This is a genomic window from Streptomyces sp. NPDC058637 (assembly GCF_042717325.1).
Taxonomy (GTDB): Bacteria; Actinomycetota; Actinomycetes; order Streptomycetales; family Streptomycetaceae; genus Streptomyces.
Genome location: NZ_JBHXRD010000001.1, coordinates 108,656 through 123,215, shown reverse-complemented (window position 1 = coordinate 123,215; position 14,560 = coordinate 108,656). Strand labels below are relative to the sequence as shown.

Sequence of the window (14,560 nt, the reverse complement as noted above, 5' to 3'; positions counted from 1 at the left end):
ACCGGCCGGCACCCTCACCCCTTCGGGACCTCGAATGTGACCTGTGCCTCGAAGGCGGCGCGCCGGGTGGCCCGGCGCAGGGCCTTCAGCAGGGTGGGGCCGACAGCGAGCGTCAGGACCACGGTGAGGGCGGCGCGGCCCAGGTCCCAGCCGAGCGAGGTCGCCAGGCAGTACGCGAGGAAGCGGACCAGGTTCTCGTGCGGCGGGCCGCCCTCGACGAAGGAGATCCCGGAACCGAACCCCGACACGAGCGTCCAGCCCTGCAGATTCATCACCGTGCCGTACGCGAACGCCGCCACGAAGCCGTACGCCGCGAGCATCAGCACCTCTCCCCGGCCGCGCAGCCGCTCCGGGCCGGGCAGCAGGCCCGCGCCCATCGCGAACCAGCCCATCGCCAGCATCTGGAACGGCATCCACGGCCCCACCCCGCCGGTGAGCAGCGCGGAGGTGAACAGCGTCACGGAGCCGAGGACGAAGCCGAAGCCGGGCCCCAGGACCCGGCCGCTCAGCACCATCAGGAAGAACATGGGCTCCAGGCCCGCCGTACCCGCGCCCAGCGGACGCAGCGCGGCGCCCACCGCCGCGAGGACGCCGAGCATCGCGACGGCCTTCGCGTCCAGGCCGCCGTCCGCGACCGTGGCCACGACCACACCGACGAGCAGGACGAGCAGCGCGGCGAACAGCCACGGCGCGCCCTCGGCGTGGGCGGTGACACCGGACGCCTCGCCGGCCAGCAGGGGCCAGCCGAAGGCCATCACCCCGACCGTGCTGACCAGGACGAGCGCGGCAGCGGCCCGCGGGCCGATCCGGACCGGGCGTGCCTGGCGGGAGCCGGTCATACGAAGGACTCCCCGGGAGCGTGCGCCTCCAGCGCCGTGCGCACCTGCGCCACGGTCAGCCACTGCCGCGGGGCGAGGACCTTCGCGGTCTGCGGGGCGAAGGCGGGGGAGGAGACGACGACCTGCCGGGTCGGCCCGTCGGCGACGACCTCGCCGTCGGCGAGGATCACCACCCGGTGGGCCAGTTCCGCCGTCAGCTCCACGTCGTGCGTGGCGAGGACGATCGCGTGTCCCTTCGCGGTCAGCCTCCGCAGCACCCCGACGAGCCGGGCCTTCGCCGCGTAGTCGAGGCCGCGCGTCGGTTCGTCCAGGAGGAGCAGCGGGGGGCGGGCGGTGAGGACCAGGGCGAGCGCGAGGGCGAGCCGCTGCCCCTCGGACAGATCGCGCGGGTGGGTGTCGTCCCGCACACCGGGCAGCAGCTCGGAGACCAGGGCCCGGCAGCTGCCCGGGGGCGCGCCCGCGTCGGAGTCGGCGGCGGCGCACTCGGCGGCGACCGTGTCCGCGTACAGCAGGTCGCGCGGCTCCTGGGGTACGAGTCCGACCCGGCGCGCCATGACGCCCGGCGGTGTACGGGACGGGTGCAGACCGCCGACGAGGACCGAGCCCGTGGTGGGTTCGATCATCCCGACGAGCGTGGTCAGCAGGGTCGACTTGCCCGCGCCGTTGCGGCCCATCAGGGCCACGATCTCCCCGGGCGCGACGGACAGCGTCACCCGGCGCAGCGCCTCGACGCGCCCGCGCCGCACCCCGAGGCCCTCGATCCGGGTGATGCCGTCGCCCGGTTCGGGCTCGGGCGCCGGGCGCGGACGGCGGCCGAGCAGCCGGTCGAGGAATCCGGGGGGCACGGCGGCGGGAGCGGGGAGGGGGGTCGGGGCGGCCGGCCGGGACGACCCCTCGGGCGCCGGGAGCGGCACGGACACCAGCCGTTCGCGCAGGCCCACCGCCCGCTTCCGCGCGTCGCGCACCGACAGCGGCAGCGGCTCCCACCCGGCGAGCCGGCCCAGGTCGACGACCGGCGGGCGTACGGGCGAGACGGCCATGACGTCCGCGGGCGCGCCCGTCACCGGGGCGGCGCCCGGCGACGGCAGCAGGACGACCTGGTCGGCGTACTGCACCACGCGCTCCAGCCGGTGTTCGGCCATCAGCACGGTCGTGCCCAGGTCGTGCACCAGCCGCTGGAGCACCGCCAGGACGTCCTCGGCGGCGGCCGGGTCCAGGGCGGACGTCGGCTCGTCCAGGACCAGGACCTTCGGGTGCGGGGTGAGGACCGACCCGATCGCGACCCGCTGCCGCTGGCCGCCGGACAGCGTGGCGATCGGCCGGTCGCGCAGCTCCGCCAGGCCCAGCAGGTCCAGCGTCTCCTCGACCCGCCGCCGCATCACGTCGGGGGCCAGGCCCAGCGACTCCATGCCGTACGCCAGCTCGTCCTCGACGGTGTCGGTGACGAAGTGCGCGAGCGGGTCCTGGCCCACCGTGCCCACCAGATCGGCGAGTTCGCGGGGCTTGTGGGTACGGGTGTCCCGGCCGTCGACCGTGACCCTGCCGGTCAGCACACCGCCGGTGAAGTGCGGTACGAGACCGGAGACGGCACCCAGCAGAGTCGACTTGCCGACCCCGGACGGTCCGACGAGCAGCACCAGCTCACCCTCGGGGACCGTGAGATCGACCCCCGAGAGCGTGGGACGGTCCGCTCCCTCGTACCGCACCGAAACCTGTTCGAACCGGATCACGCCTGCTCCTGGGGGTTCTTGGGGGAAGCCGACGGCGGGACGGGCGCCACGGCGGCGGGCAGCAGCCCGATCAGCACCGCGGCGGCGGGCCACAGCGGCAGTACGGGAGCGGTCAGCGGTACGACACCGGGGTACAGCGCCGCCGGGTCGGCGGCGGCCGCCCAGAACATCGCCCCGGCCACGGCGGCACCCGAGCCCGCGACCAGCCAGGCGCGCGCGCCCCACCGGTCGGGCCGGTAGCGGGTGCGGACCGTGCGCCGGCCGCCCAGTCCGAGACCCGCCAGGGCTGCGGCCAGTCCGGCCAGCAGCAGCGGCAGCCCGTACACCGCGCCCTGCGCGGACAGCAGCGCGTACGTTCCCGCGCACACGCCCAGCAGCCCGCCGAGCGTCAGCGCGTTCGTGGTGCGGCGGACGGAGACCGGGACCCGGGCCGTGCGCCCGTACCCCCGCGCGTCCATCGACGCCGCCACCGCCACCGAACGCTCCAGGGCGCCCTCCAGCACCGGCAGACCGATCTGGAGCACCGCCCCGACCCCGCCGGTCGGCCGGCCGCGCAGCCTGCGGGCGGTCCGCAGCCGCACCACGTCGGCCACCAGATTCGGTGCGAACGTCATCGCGACGACGACGGCCACCCCCACCTCGTACAGCGCTCCCGGCAGTGACTTCAGCAGCCGCGCGGGGTTGGCGAGCGAGTTCGCCGCACCGATACAGATCAGCAGCGTCGCCAGCTTCGCCCCGTCGTACAGGGCGAACACGACCTGCTCGGCCGTGACCCGGCCGCCGATCCTGACGCCCTGCGCCCAGTCGGGCAACGGCAGTTCGGGGAGCGTGAACAGCGTGTGCGTACCCGGCACCGGCGAGCCGAGGAACACGGAGAACACCAGCCGCACACCGACGACGAACAGCCCCAGCCTGATGAACGCCCCGTACGAACGGGCCCACGGCGCGTCCGTACGGCGCGCCGCCACCACATAGCCCGCCACGCCCACCAGCAGCCCGAGCAGCAGCGGATTGGCCGTACGGGACGCGGCCGTGGCCAGACCGAGCGCCCACAGCCACCAGGCCCCGGCCGGCAGCGCGTTGCCGCGGGTCGCCTCGGGAGCGCGCAGGGCATGACGCGGCCGGGCCGCGCCGGCTTCGCGGGTCATCGGCGGCGACGGGCCTGCAGCACCGCGGCGACACCCAGCAGGAGCACCGCACCGACCCCGGCGAGCACACCGGCCGACGGACCGCCGCCATCCGGGCCGTCGGCGGTATCCCCGGCGTCCGCGGCGGTCGCCGGGGACGGGCCGCCGGACTTGGCGGCACCGGAGTCCCCGCCGACCTGCTCACCGCAGCCCGACGCGGGATAGCCCGAGATCGCGCAGAGCATCGCCGCACTGTCGTACCGCAGCGGCTTCGCCACCGAGGCGAGCGCCTCCGCGGTGCTCGCGTCCGGCGCCACCCGCGCACACGCGGTGCGCGGCGCGGGCGGTGTCCCGCCCTGCGGGGCGTCCGCCGCCGTGCCCGCGTCGATGACCAGCGCGATCCGCTTGAGGCCGTCCTTCGCCGGGGTGCCCGCGCAGATCGCCCCGAAGTCCGGGGCGCGGCGCGGCTGCGCCGAGTCCGAGGAGTCCTCGCTCACCGAGAAGCGGAAGCCCTGCACGGCGCCGTCGTCGGGCCGCACCAGGGACGGGCCCTGCGTGGCGTACGTCCAGTTCTTCCCGCCGTCGCCCTCCCAGAACGACCAGTAGCGGTAGCCCGCCGCCCGCGCGCTCCCCGCGGCCGCCACGACCAGCAGGGCGCCGACGAGGAGAAGCAGTGCCGCGGTGCCCGGCGGGCGCCTCACAGCTGCTGGTTCTTCCGGCGTCCGCTGAGCAGGAACCCGATGCCCGCGCCGAAGGCGAGGCCGATGCCGACCAGCCACCAGACGCCGAGCCCGCCGTCGTCGCTGCTGGTGTCCTTCGGCTCCTGCGCGGTCGCGGTCGGCGAGGGCACGGCGGTCGCGGCGGGCGCCGGGCCCGTCGCGTTGAGCTGCTCGACGAGGTCGACGCCCCCGAAGTCACGGGCGTCGGTCCCGGTCGCGTGCGCGGCGAGTACCAGTTGCGCGGTGGCGGCGGGGCCGCCCTCCTTCGCCCAGTCCCGCGCGTTCTTCTCCAGGTAGGTGACCGCTCCGGCCGCCTTGTCCTTGTGACCCGACGCCGCCAGCGCGACGACGGCGTCGGCGGTGTTGCCGAAGTCCGGCTGCGGCTCGGTGTCCTCGGCGCCCGGCATCGGCGGCAGCTCCAGATGACCGGAGCCGGCCAGGGCGCCCGCGAGGTGGAAGGCGCCGTTCTGCGCGGACTGCTCCGGGGTCAGGTCCGTGCCCTCGGCGCAGGAGGGCGCCTTCGCCGCGTTGGAGGTGCCGGCCGCCATGCCCTTGCCCATCGCGCCGAGCACCGCCGCCGCCGTGGCGTCCGCGTTGGCCGTGAGCTTGCCGTTCTTGTCCGGCTGGTAGGCGAACGCCCCGCCGTCCTTCCCCCCGCACGGCAGGGCGAACGACCGCAGCGCCGTGTACGGCGTGCCGCCGCCCGCCTTCGTGACCGCGGCCAGCGGTACGCCCGCCCGGGCCAGTGCCCCGATCACGACGGCGGTGGAGTTGGCGTCGCTCGGGCTGCCCGGGTTGTAGCCCCAGCCGCCGTCCTCGTTCTGGACGGACTTCAGCCAGGTGACGCCCTTGTCCACGACCTCGCGGTGCACGGCCAGCTCGACCATGGCCTGGACCGCCGCCGCGGTCGCGTTGGTGTCCGCCACCGTCTTGTCGTCACAGGGCACGGAGGCGTCGCGGTACGAGGTGAAGGCCCCGTCGGCGCACTGCTGGCCGACGAGCCAGTCCACCGACTGCGTGGCGGGCGTGACGAGCTCGATCTTCTGCGCCAGGAAGGCCACCGACTGGCGCCACACGCCGTCGTACGTGGGGTCCTTCGTCCCGTACAGACCCGGCGGCAGCGCCGCCGACGGAGAGGGGGACGGGCTCGGGGCGGCGACCGCCGCGGGGGCGGCGGCGGCACAGAGCACGGCGGTGATCGCGAGCGCTGCCGCGCGGCGGCGTACGGTCATGGCGGGATGGGCCTCTCCTGCGAGGACCGGGCTCGGGCACACGGATGCACCGGGCTCCGGCCCCGTATACCTCGACGGTGCCGGCCACCGGGGTTCCGGTGGCACGAGCCGGTCACGCTCACACACGGGGCATTCCGGCTGACCGTCCCTGGGGACGGATGACGGCTGCGGGCCAGCGCCGGATTCGCACCGGCTTCCCCCCGTACGGGCATGATGACGACCCGCTCACTCTACCGGGGCGCTCCGCGCCCTCCCCGGGCGCACGGCCCACGGGACCGGCCGCGATCCCGGGGAAAGGGCTTCCCAGCAGGTCAAAGCCCGTGCGAAACTCCGGCGGGGGTCAACGGGCGGGCGCCCGTGGACAGGATCGACCGGGGCGGGAAGCACCAGTGCGTACAAGAGGAACGGCGGCCGTGGCCGCCGCGGTGAGTGCATTCATGACGGTGACCGCGGGCTGCGGTCTCGTCGGCGAGGAGGGGGCCGCGCCGAAACCGTCGCCCGTGCCCACCGTGCCGTTCACCAAGGAGACGGTGACCGGCGAGATAGCCGCCGTCGCCGGGACCGCGGGACTTCCCGCCGGTGACACCTCCACGGCCGGTCTGCCCGCGGGCGACTGGCAGGAGTGCATCGCGCCCTGGATGGGCGACGCACCGGCCGCGGGGGCGGCCGACGCCTTCGAGGCGGCCGTGCGGCAGCTGCGCCAGCAGGACTGGGAGATCGTCTCCAGCCACGCGGAGCAGGACGTCACCTTCCGCACCCTCGCCAAGCGGGGCTGGAAGGTGTACGCCCGGCACTACGCGATGGCCGGCTTCGGCACGGAGCAGATCGTGTCGCTCACCGCGGTCGAGGACGGCTGCGAACTGCCCGAGGAGATCAGGGGCGACTACGAGGACCCGGCCTGACAGCCGGAGTGGGCGATCACGAAGTGGCCCGTCGGTGACTTTCTGAGCGTGTGCGTGACGAACACGTTGTACAGGCCCATGTGCTGCCCGGAGCCGTTCGCGTGGACGTACCCGCCCGGGGTGCGGGCCCGTCCCGCCGCCACGTGCGCGACCTACCGGCCGGAAACTATGGGCCGGGGAGCGCCCCGCCCGTGTGGCGGACGGACATCCGCCGATTCCCGTTGGGTGCGGCGCCCCTCTTGCGCCCGCCGCGGGCCGCGGAGAACGGCGGGGACCGCCCGCCCGCCGCCCGCCCCGCACCATGTACGCCGCCACCATGGCCCCGCCCGAGGGTGTGTGCACCGACCCCGTGTGATGCGGGCGGTGACGTCCTTACGGTGACGCCCATGCAGACTTCCCGGACCCCGGACCACGCACCCCCCACACCGCCCGCAGACCGGTTCCTGGCCGGACGCACCGCCCTGGTCACCGGTGCGGCGAGCGGCATCGGACTGGCCTGTGCCCAGGTGCTCGCCGCCGCGGGCGCCCATGTCCACGTGGTGGACAAGGCCGCGGAGGCGGCGAAGGACCTGGCCGAGCGGATCGGCGGAACGGCCTGGGTGGCCGATCTCTCCGTGGCCGAGGCGGTGGACGCGCTGCCCGCGGACGCGGACATCGTGGTCAACAACGCCGGGCTGCAGCATGTGGCACCGGTGCACGACTTCCCGCCCGAGCGCTTCACACTGATCCACCGGGTGATGGTGGAAGCGCCGTTCCGCATCTTGCGCCGGACGCTCCCCGGCATGTACGAACGCGGCTGGGGGCGTGTCGTCAACATCTCGTCCGTGCACGGGCTGCGCGCAAGCCCCTACAAGTCGGCCTACGTCTCGGCCAAGCACGCACTGGAGGGACTCAGCAAGGTGGTCGCACTCGAAGCGGCGGAGCACGGGGTGACGAGCAACTGCGTCAGCCCCGGCTACGTCCGCACCCCTCTGGTCGAGAACCAGATCGCCGACCAGGCCCGCAGCCACGGCATCTCGGAACAGGACGTGGTCGGCCGGGTGATGCTGGAGCGCAGCGCCGTCAAGCGGCTGATCGAACCCGGTGACGTGGCCGGGGCCGTCCTGTGGCTGTGCGGTCCCGGCACGGGACACATCACCGGAACCTCCCTCGCGATGGACGGCGGCTGGACCGCCAACTGACCCTCCGCCCGCTCCCCGAAGAACGATGGCCGCCCATGTCTGAACCGTCCCCCGCCGCCGCTCCTCTCCTGGCGCGCCTCCTCGACCTGCTGGCCGACGACGCCCCCGCCGAGGCGCTCGGCGCCGTCACCTCGGAGGCCAGGGCCGCCGGGGTGCCCGCCGCCGACCTGGCCGAGGTGGAGCGGGCGGCCGCCACCGCCCTGCGGATCAGGGGCGCCCTGCGCCAGCACCGGCGCCGCGAGCTGCAGCTCACCGCCCTCTTCGACACCGCGGGCGACCTGGCGGCCTCCCGGGACCTGGACGACGTCCTGAAGGCCATCGTGCGCCGGGCCAGGATGCTGCTCGGCACCGACACCGCCTACCTCACGCTCCCCGACGAGGAGGCCGGGGACACCTACATGCGGGTCACCGACGGGTCGGTCTCCGTGCTCTTCCAGCGGCTGCGCCTCGAACTGGGCGAAGGGCTCGGCGGACTGGTGGCACAGACCGCGAGCCCGTACGCGACCCCCGACTACCGCACCGACGACCGCTTCCGCCACACCCGCAACATCAACGCCGGTGTACTGGACGAGGGGCTCGTCGCGATCCTCGGCGTCCCCCTCCTCCTCGGCTCCAGCCGCGGCGGTACGGGAAAGGTCATCGGCGTCCTCTTCGCGGCCGACCGCGCCCCGCGCGTCTTCAGCCCCGACGAAGTCGCCCTGCTCTGTTCCCTCGCCGCGCACGCCGCGATCGCGATCGACACCGCCCGGGCCCTGGACGACACCCGGTCGGCCCTCGCGGAACTGGCCGGGGCGAACGCCGAACTGGCCGAGGCCAACGCCGCCGTACGTGCCCACTCGGCCGCCATGCAGCGGGCCGAGGAGGCCCACGACCGGCTCACCGACCTGGTACTGCGCGGCGGTGATGTGCAGGATGTCGCCGTGTCCGTCGCCGGGCTGCTCGACAGCCCCCTGACCGTCCATGACCCGGGAGGGCGCCTGCTGGCCGCCGTACGGCCGGACGGCTCCGGATTCGCCGCCGACAGCGTGGACGCCGGCTGGCTCGCCGAGACCGCCGACGAGTCCCGCCACGCGGCCCGCGCCGTACACCGCGGCGGCCGGTGGATCTGCGCCGTGCTCGCGGGCCAGGAACTCCTCGCCAGCCTGGTCCTGCACCGGGCCGAACGGCTCGACGACTCCGACCGGCGGCTCTTCGAACGCGCCGGGGTCGTCACCGGTCTGCTCCTGCTGCTGCGCCGCACGGTCGCCGAGACCGAGAACCGGATCCGGGGCGAGCTGATCAGCGATCTGCTCGGCGACCCGGAACGCGACCCGGCCGGACTCGCCGAGCGGGGGCGGCGCCTGGGCGTCGACCTGGACCGGCCGCATCTGCTGCTGGTGGCGGAGGCGGCGGCCCGGGAGAAGCTCGGCGGCGCGGCGATGCGCTACCTCTTCGGCGGGGACACCCACGGGGTCAGCGCCGAACACGCGGGCACCATCGTGCTGTTGATCGACTGCGGTGACGGCGCCGCGCCCGTCGCCGAGGCAGCCCGGGCGGCGGCCGCACAGCTGGGCCACCTCGTCCAGGCACCCGTCACCGTCGCCGGGACGGGCCCCGCCCGGGGCGCCCGCGAACTCGCCGCCGCCTACGGGGAGGCGGCACGCTGTCTGCGCGCGATGCGGGTCCTGGGGCGCGCGGGCGAGGGTGCCTGCGTCGACGAACTCGGCTTCCTCGGTGTGGTGCTGGGCAACGCCAAGGACGTGGACGGCTTCGTCACCGCGGTCCTCGGCCCGCTCCTGCGCTACGACGAACGACGTGGCACGCACCTGGTCCGCACGCTCCGGGCGTACTTCGGGGCGGGCGGCAGCCTGATCCGGGCCAAGGACGAACTCCACGTCCACGTGAACACGGTGGTGCAGCGCCTGGACCGGATCCAGGTGCTGCTGGGCCGTGACTGGAACGAGCCGGACCGGGCCCTGGAACTGCAACTGGCCCTGCGGCTCCAGCTGTTGTCGGGCGGCCGGGAGGACTAGGACACCGGAAGGCCGGAAGACCCCGGGGACCCGGCCGCACACGGCCCCTCAGGGGCGGCCGGAGTGCTCCAGCAGGCTGTCGGCGACCAGGGCGGAGCCCCGTTCGCCCGTGAGCGCCGTGTCGTGGTTGACGCCACCGACCCGGACCGCCCGGACCTTCGTGCCGTGTGAGCCGCCGCACATGGGCCCCGGGTCCCGCCCTCTCAGATCGCCGGCGCGTCCACGGATCCGTCCGTGTCCCCGCCCCCGCTCCCGTGCGCCGGGCCGATCAGGCCGCAGACCGTCTCGATGTCCCGCTCCACCTGTCCGATCGACTCCCGCCCCGACAGCCAGGTGATCAGCGCCGAATGCCAGGTGTGCTCGATGACGCGGACCACGGACAACTGCTCCTGGGTGGGGTCCTCCAGCTCCATCGCGTCCAGGATGATCGCCGTCGTGAGCCGGGAGACGGCGTCCACCTCGGGGCTCACCCCGCGGTCCGCGAACGTCAGCGCCCGCACCATCGCGTCCGCCAGGTGCGGTTCCCGCTGGAGCGCCCGGAAGGCCCGCAGCAGTGTCTCGGCGACCCGCCGGGCGGCGACGTCCCCGGAGGGCGGACGTCTGCGGAGCGTGAGCTGCAGATGCTGGAGCTGGTCCTGCATGACGGCCACCAGCAGATGGATCTTGGAGGGGAAGTAGCGGTACAGCGTGCCCAGGGCGACCCCGGCGGCGTCCGCCACCTCGCGCATCTGCACGGCCTCGAAGCCGCCCCGGCCGGCCAGCTGGGCACCGGCCCGCAGGATGCGGTGACGACGGGCCTCCTGACGTTCCGTCAGGGGGGATGCCGCCGCTCTGGCTTCCGCTGTCATCTGTCCCCGTCCAAGGCTTCCGTCCGCACCGGTGTCCGGCCGGTGTCCGCACCGGTGTCCGCGTCGCGGTCCGTGCCGAAGAAGGGGAACCCGTTCCCTGTCCGGCCGGGTGCCGTCCCCCGGGCGGGCACAGCATGCCAGGGGGCCCGTCGTGGCGCGAATCACCTGATCCGGCTGTCACCACCGACCTACCTGCCGGTAGATTCGATGCTTGCTGAATGAACAAGTCTGAAACTTGTTCTAGATTAGCGCGACCGGTTACGCTCCGGCGAACACGCAGTGAGAAGGGGGCCGAGTGTGACCGCTGAGGCCATAGAGACAGGCCCCTTCGCGGGCGGCGGCGCGTCGGGCACCGGCGGTGACCGGCCGTTGCGCATCGCGCTCCTCACCTACAAGGGCAACCCCTTCTGCGGCGGCCAGGGCGTCTACGTGCGCCACCTCGGCCGCGAGCTGGCCCGGCTGGGCCACAGCGTCGAGGTGATAGGAGCCCAGCCCTACCCCGTACTCGACGAGGGCGTCCCGCTCACCGAGCTGCCCAGCCTCGACCTGTACCGGCAGCCCGACCCGTTCCGCACCCCCGGCCGCGGCGAGTACCGCGACTGGATCGACCTCGCCGAGGTCGCCACGATGTGGACCGGCGGTTTCCCCGAGCCCCTCACCTTCAGCCTGCGGGCCCGGCGCCATCTCCTCGCCCGACGCGGCGACTTCGACGTGGTGCACGACAACCAGACGCTCGGCTACGGCCTGCTCGGCGACCTCGGCGCACCCCTCGTCACCACGGTCCACCACCCCATCACCGTCGACCGGCAACTGGACCTGGACGCCGCGGAGTCCGCCCGCCGCCGCCTCTCCGTACGCCGCTGGTACGGCTTCACCCGCATGCAGAAGCGCGTCGCCCGCCGGCTGCCGTCCGTCCTCACCGTCTCCGCCTCCTCGCAGCAGGAGATCGTCGAACACCTCGGCGTACGCCCGGACCGTGTCCGGGTCGTGCACATCGGGGCCGACACCGACCTGTGGTCGCCCGACCCCTCCGTCGCCGAGGTGCCCGGCCGCATCGTCACCACCTCCAGCGCCGACGTCCCGCTGAAGGGCCTGGTCCACCTCGTGGAGGCCCTCGCCAAGCTCCGTACGGAGAACCCGCGGGCGCACCTCGTCGTCGTCGGCAAGCGGGCCGAGGACGGGCCCGTCGCCCAGGCCATCGAACGGCACGGGCTCCAGGACGCCGTCGAGTTCGTCAAGGGCATCAGCGACGCCGAACTCGTCGACCTGGTCCGCAGTGCCCAGATCTCCTGCGTCCCCTCGCTCTACGAGGGATTCTCGCTGCCCGCCGCCGAGGCGATGGCCACCGGCACACCGCTCGTGGCCACCACCGGCGGCGCGATCCCCGAGGTCACCGGCCCCGACGGCGAGACCTGCCTCGCCGTCCCGCCCGGCGACGCCGACGCCCTGGCCGCCGCGCTCGGCCGGCTGCTCGGCGACGCCGGCCTGCGCGCCCGCCTCGGCTCGGCGGGCCGCGACCGGGTGCTGGCCCGATTCACCTGGGCCAGGGCGGCCGTCGGTACCGTCGAGCTGTACCGTCAGGCGATCGCCGCCCGGGGCGTACGCAGGTGACCGCCCCCGTCGCTCCCTGAACCCGCACCTCCCGAACCCGTACCTCCGACCTCGAAGGCAGGCCCCCGTGCTGACCGTCGACTTCACCCGCTTCCCGCTCGCCGCAGGCGACCGGGTGCTCGATCTGGGCTGCGGCGCCGGCCGTCACGCGTTCGAGTGCTACCGGCGCGGCGCCCAGGTGGTGGCACTCGACCGGAACGCCGAGGAGATCCGCGAGGTCGCGAAGTGGTTCGCCGCGATGAAGGAGGCCGGAGAGGCCCCCGAGGGCGCGACCGCCACCGCCATGGAGGGCGACGCGCTCAACCTGCCGTTCCCCGACGAGTCGTTCGACGTCGTCATCATCTCCGAGGTCATGGAGCACATCCCCGACGACAAGGGTGTGCTCGCCGAGATGGTCCGCGTGCTCAGGCCCGGCGGCCGGATCGCGATCACCGTGCCCCGCTACGGCCCCGAGAAGGTCTGCTGGACGCTCTCCGACGCGTACCACGAGGTCGAGGGCGGGCACATCCGGATCTACAAGGCCGACGAGCTCCTCGGCAAGATCCGCGGTGCCGGACTCAAGCCCTACGGCACCCACCACGCGCACGCCCTGCACAGCCCCTACTGGTGGCTCAAGTGCGCCTTCGGCGTCGACAACGACACAGCGCTGCCGGTGCGCGCCTACCACAAGCTGCTGGTCTGGGACATCATGAAGAAGCCCATGGCCACCCGGGTCGCCGAGCAGCTGCTCAACCCGGTCGTAGGCAAGAGTTTCGTGGCGTACGCGACCAAGCCGCACCTCCCCAGGGCCCAGGCGTGAGTACCCCCGAGCGGACCGAGCACCTCGTCCTGCCCGGCGTCCTCACCGCCGAGCAGGCCGCCGAGACCGTGGCCGCGCTGCGCGGCGTGCAGCGTGAGGACGGGGCACTGCCCTGGTTCCGCGGCCACCACCTCGACCCGTGGGACCACACCGAGGCCGCCATGGCCCTGGACGCGGCCGGCGAACACGAGGCCGCCGCCCGCGCCTACGCCTGGCTGGCCCGCCACCAGAACGAGGACGGCTCCTGGTACGCCGCCTACCACGACGGCGACGCCGAGCGGCCCACCGACCTCGGCCGCGAGACCAACTTCTGCGCCTACGTGGCCGTCGGCGTCTGGCACCACTACCTCGCCACCGGCGACGACGCGTTCGCCGACCGCATGTGGCCGACCGTCCACGCCGCGATCGAGTTCGTGCTGCGGCTCCAGCAGCCCGGCGGCGAGATCGGCTGGAAGCGCGAGGCCGACGGAACCCCCGTCACCGACGCCCTGCTGACGGGCTCCTCCTCCGTCCACCACGCCCTGCGCTGCGCCCTGGCCCTGGCGGAGGAACGAGAGGAACCGCAGCCCGACTGGGAACTCGCGACCGGAGCACTCGGCCACGCGATCCGCAGCCACCCCGAACGCTTCCTGGACAAGAGCCGCTACTCGATGGACTGGTACTACCCGGTCCTGGGCGGCGCGGTCACCGGGCCGGCCGCCACCAAGCGCATCGAGGAGGGCTGGGACAGCTTCGTCGTCCCCGGCCTGGGTGTGCGCTGCGTGCTGCCCAACCCCTGGGTCACGGGCGGCGAGAGCTGCGAACTGGCCCTGGCCCTCTGGGTGACGGGGGAGTCCGACCGGGCCCTGGAGATCCTGCAGTCCGTCCAGCACCTGCGCGCCGACGGCGGCATGTACTGGACGGGATACGTCTTCGAGGGCGAGCGGGCCTTCTGGCCTGAGGAGCTCACCACCTGGACGGCGGGTTCGCTGCTGCTCGCGGTGGCCGCGCTCGGGGGGGACGAGGCGACCACCGCGGTCTTCGGAGGCGAACGGCTGCCGGCCGGTCTGGAACCGGACTGCTGCCGCGAGAGGGACGTCCGCTAGAAGCGGCGGACCCGGCCGGCCACGGCGTGACCGATGAACAGGTAGACGACCGCGGCCAGACCGTAGCCGGCGACGACCCGCGCCCACGCTTCGTCGAACGTGAACAGGTCGTACGACCAGCCGGCCAGCCAGTGGGCCGAGTCCTGGACGAACTGGACCAGGTCGTTGGCCCGGTTGGCGTCGAGCAGGTACATCAGGATCCACAGGATGATGATGAACGCCATGATGTCCGCGACGACGGCTATGACACGTGCGGCGGTACTGCTTCCTGAGCCTGTTCTGGGAGACATGTTCTACGGATTGCCGCTTTACGGTGGGTGAAACCCGTACGGGGTCGCCGTGTGGCGACCCGGCCCCGCGCGGGGCCGGGCCCGGCGGCGAGTGACGTGGCCGACGCGGGGCTCGCGGGCGCGCTCGCGTCAGGGCGAGGCGGGCGCCGGGGACTTCGGTGCGTCCGACAGGGTCGAGGACGCCG

At 74.0% G+C, this 14,560-nt stretch carries 14 protein-coding genes, 1 pseudogene and 1 riboswitch; of the genes and pseudogenes, 6 read left to right on the top strand and 9 right to left on the bottom strand.

Features of this window, described 5'->3' with window-relative positions; genetic code table 11:
* Positions 1 to 14 precede the first annotated feature (14 nt).
* From ACFWVP_RS00550 to ACFWVP_RS00530, 5 genes are read right to left on the bottom strand one after another with little or no spacing between them, the layout of a single operon-like run.
* A complete protein-coding gene (locus ACFWVP_RS00550; RefSeq protein WP_384492732.1) occupies positions 15 to 839 on the bottom strand; it encodes an ECF transporter S component in 825 nt (274 codons plus the stop codon).
* Positions 836 to 2,569, bottom strand: coding sequence for an ABC transporter ATP-binding protein (locus ACFWVP_RS00545; RefSeq protein ID WP_384492731.1), 1,734 nt, complete (start codon positions 2,567 to 2,569; stop codon positions 836 to 838). The genes ACFWVP_RS00550 and ACFWVP_RS00545 overlap by 4 nt, the downstream gene beginning before the upstream one ends.
* A complete protein-coding gene (locus ACFWVP_RS00540; protein WP_384492730.1) occupies positions 2,566 to 3,717 on the bottom strand; it encodes an energy-coupling factor transporter transmembrane component T in 1,152 nt (383 codons plus the stop codon). The genes ACFWVP_RS00545 and ACFWVP_RS00540 overlap by 4 nt, the downstream gene beginning before the upstream one ends.
* Complete coding sequence (locus tag ACFWVP_RS00535) at positions 3,714 to 4,397, bottom strand: SCO2322 family protein (protein ID WP_384492729.1); 684 nt, start codon at positions 4,395 to 4,397, stop codon at positions 3,714 to 3,716. The genes ACFWVP_RS00540 and ACFWVP_RS00535 overlap by 4 nt, the downstream gene beginning before the upstream one ends.
* The gene (locus ACFWVP_RS00530) at positions 4,394 to 5,647 is read right to left on the bottom strand and encodes a prenyltransferase/squalene oxidase repeat-containing protein (RefSeq protein ID WP_384492728.1); all 1,254 of its coding nucleotides are present in this window, start codon (positions 5,645 to 5,647) and stop codon (positions 4,394 to 4,396) included. The genes ACFWVP_RS00535 and ACFWVP_RS00530 overlap by 4 nt, the downstream gene beginning before the upstream one ends.
* A gap of 106 nt (positions 5,648 to 5,753) precedes the next feature.
* Positions 5,754 to 5,877, bottom strand: a riboswitch (cobalamin riboswitch).
* A gap of 207 nt (positions 5,878 to 6,084) precedes the next feature.
* On the opposite strand from ACFWVP_RS00530, the gene ACFWVP_RS00525 reads away from it, so the two are divergent.
* Positions 6,085 to 6,549, top strand: coding sequence for a hypothetical protein (locus ACFWVP_RS00525; RefSeq protein ID WP_384492727.1), 465 nt, complete (start codon positions 6,085 to 6,087; stop codon positions 6,547 to 6,549).
* Here the strand turns inward: ACFWVP_RS00525 and ACFWVP_RS00520 are convergent.
* Positions 6,531 to 6,698: pseudogene (locus tag ACFWVP_RS00520) on the bottom strand (esterase); the annotation flags it as partial. The gene ACFWVP_RS00525 and the pseudogene ACFWVP_RS00520 overlap by 19 nt on opposite strands.
* Before the next feature lie 237 nt (positions 6,699 to 6,935).
* Here ACFWVP_RS00520 and ACFWVP_RS00515 point away from each other — a divergent pair.
* Together ACFWVP_RS00515 and ACFWVP_RS00510 are read left to right on the top strand one after the other, a co-directional pair.
* Complete coding sequence (locus ACFWVP_RS00515) at positions 6,936 to 7,730, top strand: 3-hydroxybutyrate dehydrogenase (protein ID WP_384492726.1); 795 nt, start codon at positions 6,936 to 6,938, stop codon at positions 7,728 to 7,730.
* A 35-nt stretch (positions 7,731 to 7,765) separates the two neighbouring features.
* Positions 7,766 to 9,742, top strand: coding sequence for a helix-turn-helix domain-containing protein (locus tag ACFWVP_RS00510; protein WP_384492725.1), 1,977 nt, complete (start codon positions 7,766 to 7,768; stop codon positions 9,740 to 9,742).
* A 48-nt stretch (positions 9,743 to 9,790) separates the two neighbouring features.
* Here the strand turns inward: ACFWVP_RS00510 and ACFWVP_RS00505 are convergent, their stop codons facing one another.
* Both ACFWVP_RS00505 and ACFWVP_RS00500 read right to left on the bottom strand, forming a co-directional pair.
* Positions 9,791 to 9,925: a hypothetical protein gene (locus ACFWVP_RS00505; RefSeq protein WP_384492724.1), complete on the bottom strand. Its 135-nt coding sequence runs from the start codon at positions 9,923 to 9,925 to the stop codon at positions 9,791 to 9,793.
* Between the two features lie 20 nt (positions 9,926 to 9,945).
* Complete coding sequence (locus tag ACFWVP_RS00500; protein WP_384492723.1) at positions 9,946 to 10,590, bottom strand: TetR family transcriptional regulator; 645 nt, start codon at positions 10,588 to 10,590, stop codon at positions 9,946 to 9,948.
* Positions 10,591 to 10,887: 297 nt separating this feature from the next.
* Between ACFWVP_RS00500 and ACFWVP_RS00495 the strand changes: the two genes are divergently transcribed.
* From ACFWVP_RS00495 to ACFWVP_RS00485, 3 genes are all read left to right on the top strand, one after another.
* The gene (locus ACFWVP_RS00495) at positions 10,888 to 12,201 is read left to right on the top strand and encodes a glycosyltransferase family 4 protein (RefSeq protein ID WP_384492722.1); all 1,314 of its coding nucleotides are present in this window, start codon (positions 10,888 to 10,890) and stop codon (positions 12,199 to 12,201) included.
* 67 nt (positions 12,202 to 12,268) lie between these two features.
* Positions 12,269 to 13,000 (top strand): class I SAM-dependent methyltransferase, encoded by a 732-nt coding sequence (locus ACFWVP_RS00490; protein ID WP_384492721.1) that lies wholly within the window; start codon positions 12,269 to 12,271, stop codon positions 12,998 to 13,000.
* The gene (locus ACFWVP_RS00485) at positions 12,997 to 14,085 is read left to right on the top strand and encodes a prenyltransferase (protein ID WP_384492720.1); all 1,089 of its coding nucleotides are present in this window, start codon (positions 12,997 to 12,999) and stop codon (positions 14,083 to 14,085) included. The genes ACFWVP_RS00490 and ACFWVP_RS00485 overlap by 4 nt, the downstream gene beginning before the upstream one ends.
* Here the strand turns inward: ACFWVP_RS00485 and ACFWVP_RS00480 are convergent.
* Entirely contained in the window at positions 14,082 to 14,375 is a 294-nt protein-coding gene (locus ACFWVP_RS00480) for a hypothetical protein (RefSeq protein WP_384492719.1), read from the bottom strand. The genes ACFWVP_RS00485 and ACFWVP_RS00480 overlap by 4 nt on opposite strands.
* Between the last annotated feature and the right edge of the window lie 185 nt (positions 14,376 to 14,560).